General features: G+C 70.9%; 20 protein-coding genes and 2 tRNA genes. 18 read left to right on the forward strand and 4 right to left on the reverse strand.

Going from position 1 to position 18,933, the window contains the following annotated elements:
* From RIM90_RS22890 to RIM90_RS22900, 3 genes are all read left to right on the forward strand, one after another.
* The coding region (locus tag RIM90_RS22890) for a chorismate-binding protein (protein ID WP_309062628.1) at positions 1-324 on the forward strand (324 nt) is incomplete at its 5' end.
* A 3-nt stretch (positions 325-327) separates the two neighbouring features.
* Positions 328-1,149, forward strand: a complete 822-nt coding sequence (locus RIM90_RS22895) for an aminodeoxychorismate lyase (RefSeq protein ID WP_309062629.1) — start codon at positions 328-330, stop codon at positions 1,147-1,149.
* A 107-nt stretch (positions 1,150-1,256) separates the two neighbouring features.
* Entirely contained in the window at positions 1,257-2,081 is an 825-nt protein-coding gene (locus tag RIM90_RS22900) for a GNAT family N-acetyltransferase (protein ID WP_309062630.1), read from the forward strand.
* Positions 2,082-2,102: 21 nt separating this feature from the next.
* Here the strand turns inward: RIM90_RS22900 and RIM90_RS22905 are convergent, their stop codons facing one another.
* Complete coding sequence (locus RIM90_RS22905) at positions 2,103-2,627, reverse strand: DsbA family protein (RefSeq protein WP_309062631.1); 525 nt, start codon at positions 2,625-2,627, stop codon at positions 2,103-2,105.
* 225 nt (positions 2,628-2,852) lie between these two features.
* Between RIM90_RS22905 and RIM90_RS22910 the strand changes: the two genes are divergently transcribed.
* A complete protein-coding gene (locus RIM90_RS22910) occupies positions 2,853-3,290 on the forward strand; it encodes a hypothetical protein (RefSeq protein ID WP_309062632.1) in 438 nt (145 codons plus the stop codon).
* A 174-nt stretch (positions 3,291-3,464) separates the two neighbouring features.
* Entirely contained in the window at positions 3,465-3,617 is a 153-nt protein-coding gene (locus RIM90_RS22915) for a hypothetical protein (RefSeq protein ID WP_166461450.1), read from the forward strand.
* Between the two features lie 144 nt (positions 3,618-3,761).
* Here RIM90_RS22915 and RIM90_RS22920 read toward each other — a convergent pair whose 3' ends face one another.
* Both RIM90_RS22920 and RIM90_RS22925 read right to left on the reverse strand, forming a co-directional pair.
* Positions 3,762-4,322: a CGNR zinc finger domain-containing protein gene (locus RIM90_RS22920; protein WP_309062633.1), complete on the reverse strand. Its 561-nt coding sequence runs from the start codon at positions 4,320-4,322 to the stop codon at positions 3,762-3,764.
* Between the two features lie 315 nt (positions 4,323-4,637).
* Entirely contained in the window at positions 4,638-5,051 is a 414-nt protein-coding gene (locus RIM90_RS22925) for an SsgA family sporulation/cell division regulator (RefSeq protein ID WP_004002642.1), read from the reverse strand.
* Between the two features lie 191 nt (positions 5,052-5,242).
* On the opposite strand from RIM90_RS22925, the gene RIM90_RS22930 reads away from it, so the two are divergent.
* The 9 genes from RIM90_RS22930 (at position 5,243) to RIM90_RS22970 (ending at position 13,432) form a co-directional block, all read left to right on the forward strand.
* A complete protein-coding gene (locus RIM90_RS22930; RefSeq protein ID WP_309062634.1) occupies positions 5,243-5,698 on the forward strand; it encodes a TIGR02611 family protein in 456 nt (151 codons plus the stop codon).
* Positions 5,699-5,776: 78 nt separating this feature from the next.
* Positions 5,777-5,848 (forward strand) — tRNA-Val (locus RIM90_RS22935).
* Positions 5,849-6,247: 399 nt separating this feature from the next.
* On the forward strand, positions 6,248-7,549 hold the full coding sequence (locus tag RIM90_RS22940; RefSeq protein WP_309062635.1) for an extracellular solute-binding protein: 1,302 nt from the start codon (positions 6,248-6,250) through the stop codon (positions 7,547-7,549).
* A gap of 14 nt (positions 7,550-7,563) precedes the next feature.
* Positions 7,564-8,520: a sugar ABC transporter permease gene (locus RIM90_RS22945; RefSeq protein WP_309062636.1), complete on the forward strand. Its 957-nt coding sequence runs from the start codon at positions 7,564-7,566 to the stop codon at positions 8,518-8,520.
* On the forward strand, positions 8,517-9,392 hold the full coding sequence (locus RIM90_RS22950) for a carbohydrate ABC transporter permease (RefSeq protein WP_309062637.1): 876 nt from the start codon (positions 8,517-8,519) through the stop codon (positions 9,390-9,392). The genes RIM90_RS22945 and RIM90_RS22950 overlap by 4 nt, the downstream gene beginning before the upstream one ends.
* A 10-nt stretch (positions 9,393-9,402) precedes the next feature.
* Entirely contained in the window at positions 9,403-10,002 is a 600-nt protein-coding gene (locus RIM90_RS22955) for a hypothetical protein (RefSeq protein ID WP_309062638.1), read from the forward strand.
* Between the two features lie 97 nt (positions 10,003-10,099).
* A complete protein-coding gene (locus tag RIM90_RS22960; protein WP_309062639.1) occupies positions 10,100-12,835 on the forward strand; it encodes a Tat pathway signal sequence domain protein in 2,736 nt (911 codons plus the stop codon).
* Between the two features lie 36 nt (positions 12,836-12,871).
* Entirely contained in the window at positions 12,872-13,321 is a 450-nt protein-coding gene (locus RIM90_RS22965) for an SRPBCC family protein (RefSeq protein ID WP_309062640.1), read from the forward strand.
* Positions 13,322-13,360: 39 nt separating this feature from the next.
* Positions 13,361-13,432, forward strand: a tRNA-Val gene (locus tag RIM90_RS22970).
* Positions 13,433-13,489: 57 nt separating this feature from the next.
* Here the strand turns inward: RIM90_RS22970 and RIM90_RS22975 are convergent.
* Complete coding sequence (locus RIM90_RS22975; RefSeq protein WP_309062645.1) at positions 13,490-14,215, reverse strand: 3'-5' exonuclease; 726 nt, start codon at positions 14,213-14,215, stop codon at positions 13,490-13,492.
* Between the two features lie 168 nt (positions 14,216-14,383).
* On the opposite strand from RIM90_RS22975, the gene RIM90_RS22980 reads away from it, so the two are divergent.
* From RIM90_RS22980 to RIM90_RS22995, 4 genes are all read left to right on the forward strand, one after another.
* Positions 14,384-14,950, forward strand: a complete 567-nt coding sequence (locus tag RIM90_RS22980) for a DUF4365 domain-containing protein (RefSeq protein ID WP_309062641.1) — start codon at positions 14,384-14,386, stop codon at positions 14,948-14,950.
* Positions 14,947-16,182 carry a hypothetical protein gene (locus tag RIM90_RS22985; protein WP_309062642.1) on the forward strand — a complete coding sequence of 412 codons (1,236 nt, stop codon included), beginning with the start codon at positions 14,947-14,949 and terminating at the stop codon, positions 16,180-16,182. The genes RIM90_RS22980 and RIM90_RS22985 overlap by 4 nt, the downstream gene beginning before the upstream one ends.
* Positions 16,183-16,275: 93 nt before the next feature.
* A complete protein-coding gene (gene thrS / locus RIM90_RS22990) occupies positions 16,276-18,252 on the forward strand; it encodes a threonine--tRNA ligase (RefSeq protein ID WP_309062643.1) in 1,977 nt (658 codons plus the stop codon).
* A 91-nt stretch (positions 18,253-18,343) separates the two neighbouring features.
* Complete coding sequence (locus tag RIM90_RS22995) at positions 18,344-18,892, forward strand: HIT domain-containing protein (RefSeq protein WP_309062644.1); 549 nt, start codon at positions 18,344-18,346, stop codon at positions 18,890-18,892.
* The last annotated feature ends 41 nt before the right edge of the window (positions 18,893-18,933 follow it).

Below are 18,933 nucleotides of genomic sequence, written 5' to 3' on the forward strand. Positions count from 1 at the left end.
GCCTTCCCGCCCGGCTCCGTCACCGGCGCGCCCAAGTCGAGCGCCCTGCGGATCATCGACGCGCTGGAGACGGCGCCCCGCGGCCCCTACTGCGGCGGCGTCGGCTGGGTCGACGCCGACCGCGGCACCGGTGAGCTGGCGGTGGGCATCCGCACCTTCTGGATCGACCGGGACGCCGGTGACGGAGCCGTCCTGCGGTTCGGCACCGGCGCCGGGATCACCTGGGGCTCCGACCCCGAGGGGGAGTGGCGGGAGACCGAACTGAAGGCCTCCCGGCTGCTCGCGGTAGCGTCGGGAACGTACGAGGTGAGTGAAGGGACCTAAGAGGTGAAGATCTGGCTCGACGGCGGGCTGCAGGACATCGAGTCCGCCCGCGTCTCCGTCTTCGACCACGGGCTGACCGTGGGCGACGGCATCTTCGAGACGGTGAAGGCCGTGGACGGCCGTCCGTTCGCGCTCACCCGGCATCTCGACCGGCTGACCCGGTCCGCCCGGGGGCTCGGGCTGCCCGACCCCGACCCGGACGAGGTCCGCCGCGCCTGCGCCGCCGTCCTCGAGGCCAACCCGATGCCGCTCGGCCGGCTGCGCATCACCTACACCGGCGGCCACGGCCCGCTCGGCTCCGACCGCGGCGACCACGGCCCGACCCTCGTGGTCGCCCTCGGCGAGACCACCCGCCGGCCCGACTCCACCGCCGTCATCACCGTCCCCTGGACCCGCAACGAGCGCGGCGCGCTCGCCGGCCTGAAGACCACCTCGTACGCCGAGAACGTCGTCGCCCTCGCCCGTGCCCGCGAACAGGGCGCCTCCGAGGCGCTGTTCGGCAACACCGTCGGACAGCTCTGCGAGGGCACCGGGTCCAACGTCTTCGTCGTCCTCGACGGCGAGATCCACACCCCGCCGCTCGCCTCCGGCTGCCTCGCGGGCATCACCCGCGCCCTGGCCGTCGAGTGGACCGGCGCCCGGGAGACCGACCTGCCGGTGGACGTCCTCCAGCGGGCCGATGAGGTCTTCCTCACCTCCACCCTGCGCGACGTGCAGGCCGTGCACCGCGTCGACGACCGCGAACTGCCCGGCGCCCCGGGTCCGGTGACCGCCAAGGCCATGCGGATCTTCGACGAGCGCTCGGGCACCGACCTCGACCCGTGACGGTCCGGACATCCGGCTGATCCGGGGCGCGGACAGAAGGGGCGGGCCCGCAGGGCCCTCGGCCGGGGGCGGTGGCGGAGGACGGGTGGGCGGGTAGAACATCCGTGATGACCACGACCCTGCGGCCGGCCGAGCCGCTTCAGCAGAATCCCGACGGCACGCGCTCGCGCCGCTACCAGGTGTGCGTGAACAGCCGCCCCGTCGGGACGATCCACCTCGGCACGCATCCGGTGTTCGGTGACGCCGTGGCCCGGATCATGAGCCTGCGCATCGAGGAACCGGACCGCCGGCGCGGCCGGGGCACGGTGGCCGCGCTCGCCGCCGAGGAGGTGGTGCGCGGCTGGGGCTGCCGCCGCATCGAGGCGACCGTCCCGGCCGACGCCGGACCGGCCCTCCGCCTCGCCACGGCGCTCGGCTACGTGGTGCGCAACCGCGGTATGGAGAAGCCGCTCGGGGACACCCCGCCCGCGCTTCCGGAGGGCAGCAGGGCCCGGCCCATGACCGAGGCCGAGTTCGGGCCCTGGAGGGCCAAGGGCAAGGAGGCCTACGCGCGGAACTGGATCGAGCGCGGGGTGCCGGAGGCCGAGGCGCGGGCCAAGGCGGAGCGGGACCACGCCGCCCTGCTGCCCCGGGGCCGCACCACCGAGGGCATGCTCTTCAGCGTCCTGGAACACGAGGGCGCACCCGTGGGCACCCTGTGGCTGGCGATGCGCGGGGAACACGGCTACGTCTTCGACGTCGAGACCGACGCCGCCCACCGCGGCCGGGGACACGGACGCTCCCTCATGCTGCTCGCCGAGGCCCGGACGATCGCCGCGGGCAGGCGCGTCCTCGGCCTCAACGTCTTCGCCGGCAACACGCCGGCCGAGCGGCTCTACGCGTCACTCGGCTACACGACGACCCGGTACGCGGTGTACAAGCCGTTGCTGTAGCCGCCGGTGGGGCCCCTCGGATCACCCCTCCCGTCCGGCCAGCAGCCGGTCCGCGATCTCCTCGATGCGCTCGCGCAGGCCCTCCTGGCTCCTGCCGCCGTCGAGGCGCTCACCGCCGATGACATAGGTCGGGGTGCCCGTCACCCCGATCGCCTTGCCCTCGGCCTGGTCCGCGTCCACGATCAGGATGTGCCGTCCGTCGATCAGCGCGGTGTCGAACTCCTCGGCGTCCAGACCGAGTTCCCGGGCGACCTCGACCAGCAGAGGCTCCCCCCGGCGGTCCAGCTCCTCGACCCGCTCCAGCACCGCCTCGACGTAGGGCCAGCCCTGCCCCTGCTCCAGCGCCTCCTCGGCGGCCTGGGCGGCGGCGAAGGAGTGCTTGTGCTTCTCCAGCGGGAAGTGCCGCAGCCGCAGTTCCAGACGGTCCCCGTAGCGGGCGCGCAGGGCGCGGAGGTCGTCGAGGGCGGTGCGGCAGTCCGAGCACTGGAGCTCGCACCACACGTCGAGGACGGGGACGGCGGGACGGTCGGGGGAGGAGTCGCTCATGGCCACAGTCTCCCAGCCCCGCCCCGGGACCACCCAACCGGACCTCGCACGATCCACGGAACCCCGGAATCGCTCCCGGCCCGGTCGTACGCCGGTACCGGCACCTGCGGAGGAGCCGACCCGGAGATGTCCCTGAGGTCCGGCCGGGGCATGGCCCGGCGGGGCCCGGCAGGTGCAGGATGGAAGGGACGCACCCGCTGCACCGCACGCCGCCTGGAGGACCGGATGATTGCCGAGACCGTCTGCTCCGCCGTCTCCGCGGCGGGCCTGGGCATCGCGGTGGTCACGGCCTACCGCAAGCGTTTCCTCGCCGCGGCCCGCATCGCCGCCTACTCGCTCATCCCCGTCGGACTGGTGATGACCGGTGTCGTCGACTGGCTGGCCGACACCGCCTTCAGCCCGACGGCCTGGGCGGGCTTCGGCGTGCTCGGCCTGTCCTGGGTGCTGTTCGCGACCACGCGCGTCGTGGAGCGCCGGCGCGGTGGCACGCGCAGGGAGCGCAAGGCGGCCCGGGCGGCGGCACAGCCGGAGGCGGTGGCCCCGGCGGCCTCGGCGCCCTCCCTGGGCCAGGGGCCCCGCCCGGCGGCCCGGCCGGCGCCCGCCTCCCGGGGCGACGACGACTTCAGCGACATCGAGGCCATTCTCAAGAAGCACGGCATATGACGGCGCGCCGCACCGCAGGTGACGGGCGGGAGCGGGCTGAAACGTCATAGGGAATCCCACAGCGTCCGGAAGCGGTCACAACCCGAACCGTAGATCACGGAATCGGCGAACCCGCGTTCACTCCGTGCGTCTTGATCGCGTCCGGTGCTCCCGATGCGTCATCATCGCCGCGAGATGCTGGACACGACACAGAGCGATGCCGCGCCGCCGCAGGACGAGCCGCGTGGATGCCTCTTCGCCCTTTCCCAGCCACCGCTGATGATCTTCCTTGCGGTGATCGGGTGTCTGCTGCTCACGGCTGCCCTGCACGACCTGCTGTGGCTGTGAGCCGTACCCGCGGTACCCGGCGTCACCCGTCGGGACCGCGTCGGCACGGCACCGAGAAGCACCGGGTGGTTCTCCCGTCGGCCCGCGCCCCCGCGTGCCGGGGCCTCGCCGGGCCGCCCGACGGCCGGCCCGCCGCCTCCTCGGTCAGCCCGCCGCCTCCTTGCGCCGCGCCCGGTACGCGGCGACGTGCAGACGGTTGCCGCAGGTGCGGCTGTCGCAGTAGCGGCGCGAGCGGTTGCGGGAGAGGTCGACGAAGGCATGCCGGCAGTCCGGGGCCTCACAGCGCCGCAGACGCTCCTGCTCGCCCGCGACCACGAAGAACGCCAGCGCCATCCCGCAGTCCGCGGCCAGGTGGTCGGCGACGGAGGCGCCGGGCGCGAAGTAGTGCACGTGCCAGTCGTAGCCGTCGTGGTCCGTGAGCCGGGGAGTGGTGCCCGCGGCCGCGATCAGCTCGTTGATCAGACCGGCGGCGCTGCGGGCGTCGGGAGCGGCGAACACCGCCGCGAACCGTCCGCGGATCTTGCGCACCGCGGCCAGGTCGAACTCCGTGAGCACCCCGACCTCGCTGACTTCGTGCCTCTGCACGAAAACCTCGAGAGCCGCGACATCCGGCAGTCCGTCCGGCGACGAGTCGTCCTCCGGTGCGGTGTTCACCAGATCCACCACGGTCTCCAGCGCGCACCGGGTGTCGTGGGTGATCAGCACGATTCGCTCCCTGGCCTGGGGGTCGGGCGGGTGCCCGTCGATGCTGGCCGATGGTAGTGGCTCCGGCAAGCACCGCACCGCCCCCGTCCGCACGTGGTTTCGAACACAACGCCGGAGCGCCTTCCGGCGTTCCCGGGGCGGTGACGCGACGCGCACGTTCGGTCGTGGCAGGTGCGCAGCACAGCGGCGCCGCCCGCGGGAGCGCCCCGCGGCGCCGGCGCCGGTGTGTGCCGTATGCGGTTGTCCGTGATGCGGCTGTCCGGGCCCGAGCCGTCTCCCCGAGTCGACGGCGCCGGGCGGCTTGGCGAGCCTCGCCTAGCTTTCCGCCAGGATGTGCGAGAGCTCCTGATCGAGATCGAAGTGCCGGTGTTCCGTGCCGGGGGGCACGGCGGCGTCGGTGCGCTTCAGGAAGGACTCCAGAGCCCGTGCCGGAGCCTCGAGCAGGGCCTCTCCCTCCGGGGAGCTCAGGGCGATGCAGACGACGCCCTGACCGTGGCTGCGCGACGGCCAGACCCGGACGTCGCCGGTGCCCGTGGGCCGGTGAAGCCCCTCGGCGAGGAGGTCGCGGGCGAACACCCACTCGACGGTCTCCTCGGCTCCGGTGTGGAAGGTGGCGTGCACGGCGTAGGGGTCGGCCGTGTCGTACCGCAGGCCTGCGGGGACAGGCAGGGAGGACTCGCTCGACACAACGAGGCGCAGGTGCAGCTCGCAGCTGACCGTGGTGTTCATAAGCGCCAGGGCCTTTCGCTCAGTGTGCGCTCGGGGATTCGCACGTCGGCGAAATCGACATGCCACCTACGGTGCCGTTGTAAACCCCTCTGAGTGTTTTGCGTGTGTTTACGTAACTCTTCCGGCCGAGAGATCCCTCGCGACGTGCACCCATTCCGGTGATGTGATTCGCTCAGGTAGGGTTTGGCTGTATGAACACGGGGAGTAACAAGCCTGGCGAGGCTGTCGTGGCGGCTCACGGGGCGGCACCGGACGAGAGCCGGGACGAGACGCGGGGACTCGGCTCGCGAGCACCGGAATTCATCAGGGCGCGCCGCGTCCTGCACCTGAGCTGGCAGGTCGGCGTCTTCATCGTCGGCCTCGCGGTCGTGGCGGCCGGCGCCGCGATGCTGGTGCTGCCCGGGCCGGGCTGGGTGGTGATCTTCGGCGGCATGGCGATCTGGGCGACCGAGTTCGTCTGGGCCCAGCTGGTGCTCCGGTGGACCAAGCGCAAGGTCACCGAGGCGGCGCAGCGCGCGCTCGACCCCAAGGTGCGGCGCCGGAACATCATCCTGACCTCGATCGGCGTGGTGATCGCGGCCGCGCTGGCCGGGGTCTATCTGTGGAAGTTCGGCCTCCAGATGCCCTGGAAGATCGAGGACCAGTGATCCCCGGCGGGGTGCGGTGGGCCGGCCCCCGCTGGTCACGGGCATCCCCTGACATGGGGTAATGTTCTTCCTGCACCCGGGCGATTAGCTCAGTGGGAGAGCGCTTCGTTCACACCGAAGAGGTCACTGGTTCGAACCCAGTATCGCCCACCGGATCCACGGCGGCCCGGCTCACACATCGTGAGCCGGGCCGCCGTGGTGTCAGGGGCGGGTTTCGCTCTCCGCGCGCCGGTGTGCCGGTCCTTTCTGCGGAGCGGGTGACGGCCGGGCCGTTCCGCTTCCGGCCGTCTTCATCCAACCGTAACCTTCCGCGTCGCCCCCTCCGTCCGGCCCGCAGGTGTTCGGCCGGTCGGCCGCAGGGCGCCGACCTGCGGGTTTCATGTCCCGCGCGGGCGTGTGACCGAGGCGGGTGCCGTCCTCGTGCGGTCCGGGCGGCCATCAATTCCTGTCCGAATCATTGACGTGCCCGTAGGCCCTCCGTAACTTGTGCCAGCAAGCGCTTACTTGAAACGATTCATGAGGCGGACGCGACGTCGCGGGGAGGCTGATATGCAGCAGGGCAGGAATGCGGAGGGGCGGGTCGGGAGGCGGACGATCCTCAAAGCGGCGGGGACCTCGCTGGCCGTCGCGGGGCTGGGTGCGACGGCCACCGCCTGTGGTGGCGGCAGCGGTTCCGGAGACGGGACGGTCACACTCCGTTACGCGTGGTGGGGTGGCGAGCCGCGCACCATCGCCATCAAGAAGACGATCGCGCTCTTCGAGAAGAAGTTCCCGAAGATCAAGATCAAGCCTGAATTCACCGACTACGAGGCGTTCTGGGAGAAGTTCCAGACCCAGGCCTCCGGCGGGAATCCGCCGGACGTTTTCCAGAATGCGGTCGGCTTCCTGCGCAAGTACGACAAGCGCGGTGTTCTGCTGGACCTCAAGACGCAGGCGGACGCCGGGAATCTGAGCCTGGAGAACTTCCGCAACGGCGTGCTGGCGAACGGTCAGGTCGACGGCAAGCAGATCGCCATCCCCGTCGGAGCCAACACCATGGCGCTCGTCATCGACCTCAAGGCTTTCGAGAAGGCCGGCGTGGAGGCGAAGTTCGGCTGGACCTGGGACGAGTACTTCGACGCGCTCCAGACGATCCAGGACAAGCTGAAGATCGCCGGTGACACCGGCTACTTCAGCATCATGTACCTCTACGACCTGTACCTGCGTCAGAACGGCAAGGCCTTCTTCACGGACACCGACCTCGGCTTCACCGAGGACGATCTGACGCAGTGGTGGGAGGACGGCTACAAGCGCGTGCGGTCCGGCCTCGTCGCCGACCCGAAGAAGGTCGAGCAGGTCAAGCCCAAGTCCGCGCTCTCCGCGGGCCTCGCGGCGTCCGAGTTCACCTGGGACAACTTCTCCATCCGCTACGAGGGCGAGGGCGAGTCGGACTACGGGCTCGCACCGATCCCCACCACGGACGGCAAGGACACCGGCCAGTACCTCGGCTCGCTGATGCTGAGCGCCTTCTCCGGGACCAAGCACCCCAAGGAGGTCGCCCAGTTCATCGACTTCATGGTCCACGACCCCGAGGTCGGCAAGATCATGGGCTACGACCGCGGCATCCTCGCCACCACCGAGCAGTACGAGGCGTTCAAGCCCACCGACGACAACAGCAAGGGCGTCGCGGCCTACGAGGAAAAGGTCGCCGACGCCGGCGTCCTCGGCAAGATCACCCCGCACCCGTCCGGCGCCGACGTCATCGAGGCGGCGTTCCTGCGCATCGGCGGCGAGGTCGCCCAGGGCAAGACCAAGCCGGCCGATGCCGCCAAGGCACTGTTCAGCGAGGCCAAGGCCGCGTTCGCCGGCTGAGGGGACGTACCACCATGACGCTCGTCAAGGAAGCGCCCGTGCGCCCGGCCGGGAAGCGGCCCGCCGCTCCCGCCGCCGGGCGGCGCGGGCGGCGCCGCGAGAACCTCGCCGGCTACCTCTTCATGTCGCCGTGGATCGCGGGGTTCCTGCTGCTCACGGCGGGGCCGATGATCGCGTCGCTGTACTACGCGTTCACCAGCTACAACCTGTTCACGCCGCCCCAGTGGGTGGGCCTGGACAACTTCACGACGATGTTCCAGGACCCGCGCTGGCAGAAGTCGGTCGAGGTCACGCTCAAGTACGTCGTCGTCGCGACCCCCCTGAAGCTGCTGCTCGCGCTCGGCGTCGCGCTGCTGCTCGCGCAGAAGCGGCGCGGACAGGGCCTGTACCGGGCCGCGTTCTACATGCCCTCGCTCATCGGTGCCAGCGTCTCCGTCGGCTTCGTGTGGCGGGCGCTGTTCTCCGACGACGCGATCGTGGACCGGACGCAGAAGGTCTTCGGTCTCGACGTGGGCGGCTGGATCGGCAACCCGGACTACATCATCTACGCCCTGGTGGCCCTGAGCATCTGGCAGTTCGGCGCGCCCATGGTCATCTTCCTGGCCGGCCTCAAGCAGGTCCCGCAGGAACTGTACGAGGCCGCCGAGGTGGACGGGGCCGGCCCGCTGCGGCGGTTCTGGAGCATCACGCTGCCGATGATCTCTCCGGTGCTGTTCTTCAACGTGCTGCTGGAGTCCATCCACGCGTTCCAGGTGTTCGGCTCCGCCTACGTCGTCTCCGACACCCGGTGCGGGCCGGCCGACGCCACGCTCGTCTACACCTGTTACCTCTACCAGAAGGGCTTCAAGGAGGCCCAGATGGGCTTCGCCTCCGCGATGGCCTGGACGCTGGTGATCGCGGTGGCGCTCGTCACGGCGGTCCTGTTCTGGTCGCAGAAGAAGTGGGTGCACTACGAGGAGGCCGCCAAGTGACCAGTGCCACCAGCCCTGCCCTGCCCGCCGCGAACGAGCGGCGGCGCGTCGGATCGATCGCCTGGCACGTGGGCGCGCTCGCCGTACTCGCGGTCGTCCTCTATCCCGTGGTCTGGGTGGTCGGCGCCTCGTTCAAGCCGAGCAAGGACATCATCGCCAGCCTCGACCTGCTGCCCACCAAGCCGGTCTGGGCGAACTTCTCCGGACTCGCCGACGGCATCTCCGGCATCCCGATCAGCAGCTTCTTCTGGAACTCGCTGATGTACGCGGTCCTCGCCGTGGTCGGTGTCGTGCTGTCCAGCTCGCTGACCGCGTACGCCTTCGCCAAGATCCGGTTCGCCGGGCGGAACCTGCTCTTCACGCTGATGATCGGCACCCTGCTGCTGCCGTACCACGTGCTGCTCATCCCCCAGTACGTGCTCTTCCGCAACCTCGAGCTCACCGACACCCTGGTGCCGCTCGTCGTCGGCAAGTTCCTGGCCACGGAAGCCTTCTTCGTGTTCCTGATGGTGCAGTTCATGCGCGGACTGCCCAGGGAACTGGACGAGGCCGCCAAGCTCGACGGCTGCGGACATCTGCGCACCTACTGGTCGATCGTGCTGCCGCTGAGCCGGCCCGCGATCATCACCAGCGCGATCTTCACCTTCATCAACGCCTGGAACGACTTCATGGGGCCGCTGATCTACCTCAACACCCCCGAGAAGTACACCGTCTCGCTCGGCCTGATGATGTTCCGCGACCAGGAGGGGATCTCGAACTACGGCAGCATGATCGCGATGTCGCTGGTGGCGCTGGTGCCGGTCATCGCCTTCTTCATGGCCTTCCAGCGCTATCTCATCGACGGCATGGCGACCTCCGGACTGAAGGGCTGAGGCGGTCACCATGGCGCAAGCACGCGTGAAGACCCGCGCCCCGCGCAAGGAGTCCGTGTTCGGCGAGCGCTTCGCGGTCTTCGCCGAGTGCCTGCTCACCGGCGTGTGGATCGCCGTGGCCTGTCTCGGGGTCGTCACCTACCCCGCGGCCTTCGCCGCCGGCGCCCGGCACCTGCGGCGTCGTACGACCCACCAGGGCGGTGGTCTGCGGGAGTTCGCCCTGGACTTCCGTACGGCCGTGCGCGGCGGGTGGGTCGTCGGGCTCGCCGGGTGGGCGGTGGCCGGCGCGGTGTGGGTGGACGTCCTGGCCGCCCGGGCCGGGCTTCCCGGTGGGCCGTTCGTCGGGGCCGTCGGCGTCTTCGCGCTGATCGGGGCCGCCGTGGCTCTGCTGCGGGCGGCCGCCGTCTGGGCGCCCGGCGCGGCCTGGCGGGTGTTGCTCGCGGACGCCGGACGGCGGACCGTGCTCGATCCCGCCGGGTCCTTCCTGGTCGTCTGCGGGCTGGCCGTCGTGGCCCTGTCCGCATGGTTCCTCCCGCCGCTGGCGGCCCCCGTCCTGGGGGCCGTCGCGGCGGCGGCCGTCGCCGTCGAGGAGCGGTACCGGCACCGCTGACGGGTGGTGCCCCCCTTTCGAGGTCGGCGCCCCGGCGCCGCACCTTTGCCTGTCATGCCCCTGTCATTTCCTCGCACCCGCACGGAAAGGAAAGGCCATGTCCCCCCTTCCCCGCAGATCCCTTCTCAAGGCGGCCGCCGTCGCCGGAGCCGCCGCCCAGTTCAGCTGGGCGCTGGGGGCGCAGAACGCCGCCGCCGCGCCCCGGGCCGAAACCGCCGACGCGGACCCGGTGACCCTGGACTGGCTGGAGGACGGCGGCCTGGGTGCGGCGCCCGGCTCCACCGTCGGCGTGCCCTGGCCCAAGGGCGCCCACCGGGAGGACCAGACCTTCGCGCTGACCGACGCCGACGGGAAATCCGTCCCCGTGCAGTCCTGGCCGATCGCCTACTGGCCGGACGGGTCCCTCAAGTGGACCGCGCACGCGGTGAGTTCCGGCTCCGGCAAGCTGACCCTGACCGCGGGGACACCCGCCGCGCCCGAGAAGAAGGTCACCGTCGACAGGCGCGGCGGCACCATCGACATCTCGACCGGTGTCATCACCGCGAAGATCGGCACGTCCGGCACCACCCTCATCAGGTCGGTCACCCGCGGCTCGACCGAGATCGCCCGCAACGGCCGCCTCGTCCTGCTGCGCCAGCCCGAGTACGAGGACGGCGACCAGACCACGGTGAAGACCGAGCGCTTCGACGGAGCGGTCTCCGAGGTCACCGTCGAGCAGGAGGGACCGGTCCGCGCGGTCGTCCGCGTCGACGGCAAGCACCGCAAGGGCGGCCGCAGCTGGCTCCCCTTCTCCATCCGCCTCTACTTCTACGCGGGCGCCGACTCCTTCCGCATGGTGCACACCATCACCTACGACGGGACGCAGGAGCCCGGCAGGGCGAGCGGCGACTTCGTCCGCGGCATCGGCGTCCGCTTCGGCGTGCCCCTGCGCGACGAGTCCTACGACCGGCACATCCGCATCGGCGGCGAGGGCACCGGAATGCTGCGCGAGGCCGTCAAGGGCATCACCGGCCTGCGCCGCGACCCGGGCATCGCCGTGCAGCAGGCCCAGTTCGAGGGGAAGAAGCTGCCCGACCCGTCCACCTGGGACCAGCGGGTCACCACCCGCCTGCAGTACATCCCCGAGTGGGGCGACTACACCCTCTCCCAGCTCTCCGCCGACGGCTTCGCCCTGCGCAAGCGCACCAAGAAGGGCTACGGCTGGATCGGCGCCGGCGGCGGCCGGCGCGCCTCCGGCTTCGGCTACGTCGGCGGGGTCAGCGGCGGCCTCTCCTTCGGCCTGCGCGACTTCTGGGAGAAGTTCCCCGCCCAGCTCGACATCCGCGACGCCCACACCGACGAGGCCGAGGTCACGCTCTGGCTCTGGTCGCCCGAGGCCCAGCCCATGGACCTGCGCTTCTACCACGACGGCATGGGCCAGGACACCTTCCCCGAGCAGATCGAGGGCCTCAACATCACCTACGAGGACTACGAGCCCGGGTTCGGCACCCCGTACGGCATCGCCCGCACCTCCGAACTCCTCTTCTGGGCCAACGAGTCCACCCCGAGCGCCGAGAGACTCGCCGAACAGGTCGAGGCGGTCCGCGTCCTCCCGCAGCTCGCCGCCCCGCCCAAGCAGCTCATCAGGGCAGGGGTGTTCGGCAAGGGCCTGTTCGCCGAGCCCGACCGCTCCACGCCCGCCAAGGCGAAGATCGAGGACCACCTCGACTTCCTCTTCACCTACTACAAGGACCAGGTGGAGATGCGCCGCTGGTACGGCTTCTGGGACTACGGCGACATCATGCACACCTACGACACCGTCCGGCACCAGTGGCGCTACGACGTCGGCGGCTACGCCTGGGACAACTCCGAGCTCTCGCCCGACCTGTGGCTCTGGTACGCGTACCTCAGGAGCGGCCGCGCCGACATCTTCCGCTTCGCCGAGGCGATGACCCGCCACACCGGCGAGGTCGACGTCTACCACCTGGGCAAGTGGGCCGGCCTCGGCACCCGGCACGGCGTCCAGCACTGGGCCGACAGCGCCAAGCAGCAGCGCATCGCCAACACCACCTACCGGCGCTACTACTACTTCCTCACCGCCGACGAACGCGTCGGCGACCTCATGCACGCCAACGTCGACTCCGACGAGACCTTCCTCGCCCTCGACCCCCTGCGCAAGATCCGCACCGAGCCCTACACGCCCGACCGCAACGCCCTGTCCATCGGCTTCGGCACCGACTGGAGCGGACTGGTCTCCGCCTGGCTCACCGAGTGGGAGCGCAAGGGCCCCAAGTGGGAGAAGGCGAAGGCGCGCGTGCTCTCCACCATGGAGACCATCGCCGCCCAGCCCAACGGCTTCGTCCAGGGCAGCGGACTGTACGACCTCGACACCGGGAGGTTCGCCGTCGCCGGCACCCCGAAGGTGGAGGTCTCCCACCTGTCGGCCGTCTTCGGCCTGAACGAGCTGTGCGCCGAGCTCATCGACCTGGTCGACATGCCGGAGTTCAACGAGGCGTACTACGACTACTGCCGCTACTTCAACGCGAGCAAGACCGAGCAGGCGGCACGCTACGGCTCGAACTTCGGCAGCCTGATCCTCTTCCAGGGCCACTCCCGCCTCGACGCCTTCGCCGCCGTGCGGACCGGCGACGAGAAGCTGGCCAAGAGGGCATGGGAGAAGTTCTACAACTCCGACGGGTACAAGGAGTCGGCGCCCTGGAGGACGGAGAAGGTGAGCGGCCCGACGGCGCTGGTGGCGGGCAGTGAGGCCACCTGGGTCTCCACCAACGACACCGCGCTCTACGGCCTCGCCGCCATCGAGAACCTGGCGCTGCTGGGGGACCGGATGCCGTAGCGGCACCTCCCGGGCGCGGGCGGGCACACTCCGTACATGGACTGGAACCACTACCGATTCCGCAGTCTGTGGACCCTGCCCGCGCCCGCACCGGTGGTCTACCGGGCCCTGGAGCGGATCGAGGACTACCCTCTGTGGTGGCCCCAGGTACGGGAGGTCACCCGGCTCGACGACACCAGCGGGATCGTCCGGATCCGCTCCCTCCTGCCCATCGACCTGAGGGCGGCCCTGCGCGCGGGGCGGCGCGACGCGGAGGCCGGGATCCTGGAAGTGGGCCTGTCCGGGGACATCGACGGCTGGGCCCGCTGGACCGTCACCCGGCTGGGCCCCGGCGGCAGCCTCGCCCACTACGAACAGGAGGTGGACGTCCGCAAGCCGCTGCTGCGGCGGCTCGCCGTGCCGGGACGGCCGGCCTTCCGCGTCAACCACGCGCTGATGATGCGGGCCGGACGGCGCGGACTGACCACCCACCTGGAAGCGGTTTGAAGGAAGCCCGCCCGGACCTGTATTGTTCAGTGCGTTCCCGGGCGATTAGCTCAGTGGGAGAGCGCTTCGTTCACACCGAAGAGGTCACTGGTTCGAACCCAGTATCGCCCACCGGGAAAGCCGGTCCGTCCCCGACGGGCCGGCTTTTTTTCCGCGCCGGAGGTCTTCTCACGCCGCCGCCGGCAGGTCCGGACGCAATGGCCAGGCCGGGTCCACCACCTCTTCCGTGCCGCTGCGCGCGAACCACTCCTGCAGCCCCCTGGCCTGCGCCGCGTGCCACACCGCCTGCAGGGTGTGCAGCTCACCGGGGGACAGCCGCTCCAGCCGCGACGCGAAACGCCGCCCGACCGCCCGCGTGACCTCCAGCGCGGCCGTCGCGTCCGCCGCCGCGTCGTGCGCCTCCTCCAGAGGTACGCCGTAGTGCGCGCACAGGTCGGCCAGGGTACGGCGGCCCTTGCGGTAGCGGTCCAGATGCTTGTCGAGCACCCGCGGGTCCAGCACCAGCAGCGGCGTCCGCTCGAACCAGCGGCCCAGCGACGAGGCGCGATGGCGGCGCAACTCCCGGTCCAGGAGGGTGAGATCGAACGGCGCGTTCATCACCACCAGCGGACGGCCCGCCCTGGCCTGCTCCGCCAGCGCCTGAGCCACCTCGTACATCACCGGCGCCGGCCAGCGGCCGTTGCGCTGCAGATGCTCCTCCGTCAGCCCGTGCACCTCCGTCGCCGCGGCGGGCACCGGCACTCCCGGGTTCACCAGCCAGCGGGTCACCCGGGGCCGGGTCCCCGGGGCGTCCTGGACGACGAGAGCGGCCGACACGATCCGGTCGGTCTCGACGTCCACACCCGTCGTCTCCGTGTCGAAAGCGGCCAGCGGCCCCTCGTACCAGCACGTCATACCCAACAACCCCTCATTCACCTTCGGCAGTTGACGTCCCGTCCACTGCCCGATCCGGTGATACCCGGGCTGTTTGCACCGTACGCCGGGAGGAGACAACAGGAGTACGGGTCTTTGCAGTTCAGAGACACGCAACGGAGACTCGACTGTTCTGGAAGGCTGTTGGTCATGGCCATCGCGCAGCCCGAACGGGGCGGGCTGCTGCCCGAGCGCACGCCACCCACTCGCGGCACCCTCGCCACCACCGCCTGCATGGAGACCCTGCAGGTCGGCTACTTGCACGCCGTCGCGGCCGCCGCGGGCTGCTCGCTGTCCCAGCCCTTCCCGGACAACGGCATCGACTGGCACGTCAGCCACAGCGCCCCCGGGCACACGGTCGACGACGAGGTCACCATCAAGGTGCAGCTCAAGGCGACCTACCAGGTCGCACCCGACCCGCCCGGCCGCTCCTTCTCCTTCACACTCGACAACGCGCACCTGGCGAAGCTCGCCCGCACGCCGGTCTCGGTGCACAAGATCCTCGTCGTCATGCTCGTCCCGCGCTCGCAGGACGACTGGCTGCGGGCCGGTCACGACCGGCTCGACCTGCGGCACTGCTGCTACTGGACCAACCTCGCCGGGCATCCGGTCACCGGCCGGCACCGCACCACCGTGCGGATCCCCACCTCACGCATCTTCGACGACCGGGCGCTGTGCGAGATCATGACGCGGGTCGGGACGGGAGGAAGACCGTGACGCACCGCCCGACCGGGGAACCCCTGCGGCCCGTACGTCCCCATCCCGCCGACGCCGTCCTCGACGCCCGGCCGCCCGAGCCCGCCGAGACCGACCCGGCCGTGCTCGCCGCCCTCCTGCACCGGCACGGCTGGCGGCGGCGCGGCGGCGCCGCCGGACGCTACGGCCGCTGGACCCCGCCGGGACCGGGCAGCGGCACGAGCCTGCTGGTGCCGGAGAGCCGCGCCTTCCCCGACAGCGAGGACCTGCTCGCCGAGGCCCTGCACGCGCTGTCCCGCAGCGCCACGCCCTCCGCCCGAGAGGTCCTGCTCGCCCTCGCCGTGCCCAGCGACGAGATCCGCTGGTGGCGCGACGTACCGGCCGGTCCCGGCGGCGCCACGGCCTGGACCTCCGAGGAGCAGCTGCGCTCCGCCGCCCGCCGGACCCTGCTCGCCGCCGCGCTCGCCACGCGCGCGCGTGCCGGCTTCCACGGCGTCCGGCACCGCCGCTCGGCCACCGCGGCGCTGGACACCGTCCTGGTCGGGCCCGCACCAGGGGGACGCGGGGTGACCGCGTTCGCCCCCGTCACCACCGGCCGCGCCCTCACCGTCCGCCTCCACCACGCCGCGCACGCGGCCCGCGAGGCCATCGACTACCGGCGCGCCACCGGTGGGATGGACGCCTTCGACACAGCCGTCGAGGCGGGCGTCAGCCAGGAGCTCACCGAGGCCCTCGTCGCCCTGGTCCGGGGCACGGAGGGCGCCCGGATCGCCGTGGCCTGGTCCCCGGCGGCCGGGGTCCCCGAGGGCTGCGCGGCCTCTGCCGACCCCGTCGAGTTCTCACCCGGCGACCTGCCCGTCCTGCGCGAGGCCGGCGTCCGCTACCAGCGCGCGGAACCCTCCGTGCCGGTGCGGATCACCGGCACGGTGGTACGGATGACCAGGTCCGGACCGCGCGGCGAGGGCACGGTACGACTGCGTGTGCTCGCCGGGGCCGAGGTCGGCCACGTGCGGATCGCGCTCGGCGAGGAGGACTACCGCATCGCCGGACACGCCCACCTCGTCGGGCTGCCGGTGCGGGTGCGCGGACGGCTGGAGAGCCGGGGCGGCTTCCGCCGGCTCACCGGGGCCGGCGAGGTCGTACCGGTGCAGGTCGACGAGGCGGAGCGGGACCGGCTGATGAAGGCGATCCAGGAGAACGCCGAGACCGCGGCCTTCTTCGGCGAGGCCTGCGGCCCGGACTGCGCGGACTGATTTCGCTAAGGGCGGGCCCGGGTCGGTACGATCGGGACTCGTGCGCGCGCTCCGGTATGGCGCCGCAGCCCCACCTTCAGTCAGGAGAGACCGGTGTCAGACGTCCGTGTGATCATCCAACGCGATTCCGAGCGGGAAGAACGCGTGGTGACGACGGGCACTACGGCCGCCGAGCTCTTCGCCGGCGAGCGCTCGATCATCGCCGCGCGCGTGGCCGGCGAGCTCAAGGACCTCTCCTACGAGGTCAGGGACGGCGAGACCGTCGAGGGCGTCGAGATCTCCTCCGAGGACGGTCTCAACATCCTGCGCCACTCCACCGCGCACGTCATGGCCCAGGCCGTGCAGGAACTCTTCCCCGAGGCCAAGCTGGGCATCGGCCCGCCGGTCCGGGACGGCTTCTACTACGACTTCGACGTCGAGAAGCCGTTCACGCCCGAGGATCTCAAGGCCATCGAGAAGAAGATGCAGGAGATCCAGAAGCGCGGCCAGCGCTTCTCCCGCCGCGTGGTGACCGACGAGGCCGCCCGCGAGGAGCTCGCCGACGAGCCGTACAAGCTGGAGCTGATCGGTCTCAAGGGAGCGGCTTCGTCGGACGACGGCGCGGACGTCGAGGTCGGCGCCGGCGAGCTGACGATCTACGACAACCTGGACGCCAAGACCGGCGAGCTGTGCTGGAAGGACCTCTGCCGCGGTCCCCACCTGCCCACCACCCGGAACATCCCGGCGTTCAAGCTGATGCGCAACGCGGCCGCCTACTGGCGCGGCAGCGAGAAGAACCCCATGCTCCAGCGCATCTACGGCACCGCCTGGCCGACCAAGGACGAGCTGAAGGCGCACCTGGAGTTCCTCGCCGAGGCCGAGAAGCGCGACCACCGCAAGCTGGGCAGCGAGCTCGACCTGTTCTCCATCCCGGAGCAGATCGGCTCCGGCCTCGCCGTCTTCCACCCCAAGGGCGGCATCATCCGCCGGGTCATGGAGGACTACTCGCGGCGCCGCCACGAGGAGGAGGGCTACGAGTTCGTCTACACCCCGCACGCGACGAAGGGGAAGCTCTTCGAGACCTCGGGCCACCTGGACTGGTACGCCGACGGCATGTACCCGCCCATGCAGCTCGACGAGGGCGTGGACTACTACCTCAAGCCCATGAACTGCCCGATGCACAACCTGATCTTCGACGCGCGCGGGCGTTCGTACCGCGAGCTGCCGCTGCGTCTGTTCGAGTTCGGGACCGTGTACCGGTACGAGAAGTCGGGTGTCGTGCACGGCCTGACCCGCGCCCGCGGCTTCACCCAGGACGACGCGCACATCTACTGCACCCGCGAGCAGATGTCGGAGGAGCTCGACAAGACGCTCACCTTCGTCCTGAACCTGCTGCGCGACTACGGTCTGACCGACTTCTACCTGGAGCTGTCCACCAAGGACCCGGAGAAGTTCGTCGGCTCCGACGAGGCCTGGGAAGAGGCCACCGAGACGCTGCGCCAGGTCGCCGAGAAGCAGGGCCTGCCGCTGGTCCCGGACCCGGGCGGTGCCGCCTTCTACGGCCCGAAGATCTCCGTGCAGGCCAAGGACGCCATCGGCCGTACCTGGCAGATGTCGACGATCCAGCTCGACTTCAACCTGCCGGAGCGCTTCGACCTGGAGTACACGGCCGCGGACGGCTCCAAGACCCGCCCGGTCATGATCCACCGCGCGCTGTTCGGCTCCATCGAGCGGTTCTTCGCCGTGCTGCTGGAGCACTACGCGGGCGCCTTCCCGGCCTGGCTCGCCCCGGTCCAGGCGATCGGTATCCCGGTGGGTGATGCCCACGTCGAGTACCTGGAGAAGTTCGCCGCGGAGGCCAGGCAGAAGGGCCTGCGGGTGGAGGTCGACTCCTCCTCGGACCGCATGCAGAAGAAGATCCGGACGGCTCAGAAGCAGAAGGTCCCGTTCATGATCATCGTGGGTGACGACGACATGAACGCGGGCACGGTGTCGTTCCGCTACCGCGACGGTTCGCAGGAGAACGGCATTCCGCGTGATCAGGCGATCGCCAAGCTCGTTGACGTGGTGGAGCGCCGCGCCCAGGTGTGACGCCCTCCCCGCCGACGCGGGGCCTCAGGCCCCCGGGACTCATCCCGGGGGCCTTTTCCGCGGCCCTCCGGCGACGCCATATGCTGCACGCATGACGAGTGAGCCGGAGCAGCAGTTGGGAGTGGGCACGCAGGACGCGTTCCAGCGTCTGTGGACGCCCCACCGGATGGCCTACATCCAGGGCGAGAACAAGCCGACCGGCCCCGGGGCCGACGACGGCTGCCCCTTCTGCTCCATCCCGGCCAAGTCCGACGAGGACGGATTGATCATCCGGCGCGGCGAGCACGTGTACGCGGTGCTCAACCTGTACCCGTACACCGGCGGCCACCTGATGACGGTGCCGTACCGCCACGTCGCCGACTACACGGACCTCACGGCGGACGAGACCGCCGAGCTCGCCGAGCTCACCAAGCAGGCGATGACCGCCCTGCGCACCGCCTCCGGCGCGCACGGCTTCAACATCGGCATGAACCAGGGCACGGTCGCGGGCGCCGGCATCGCCGCCCACCTGCACCAGCACATCGTCCCGCGCTGGGGCGGCGACACGAACTTCATGCCGGTGGTCGGCCACACGAAGGTGCTGCCGCAGCTGCTGGCCGACACCCGCGCGATGCTGGCGGAGGCGTGGCCGCCGGCCTGAGTCCGGTGGGCCTTTGCCCCGACGTGTCCGGTGCCGGCGCG

Source organism: Streptomyces sp. (assembly GCF_031181555.1).
Classification (GTDB): Bacteria; Actinomycetota; Actinomycetes; order Streptomycetales; family Streptomycetaceae; genus Streptomyces; species Streptomyces fimbriatus.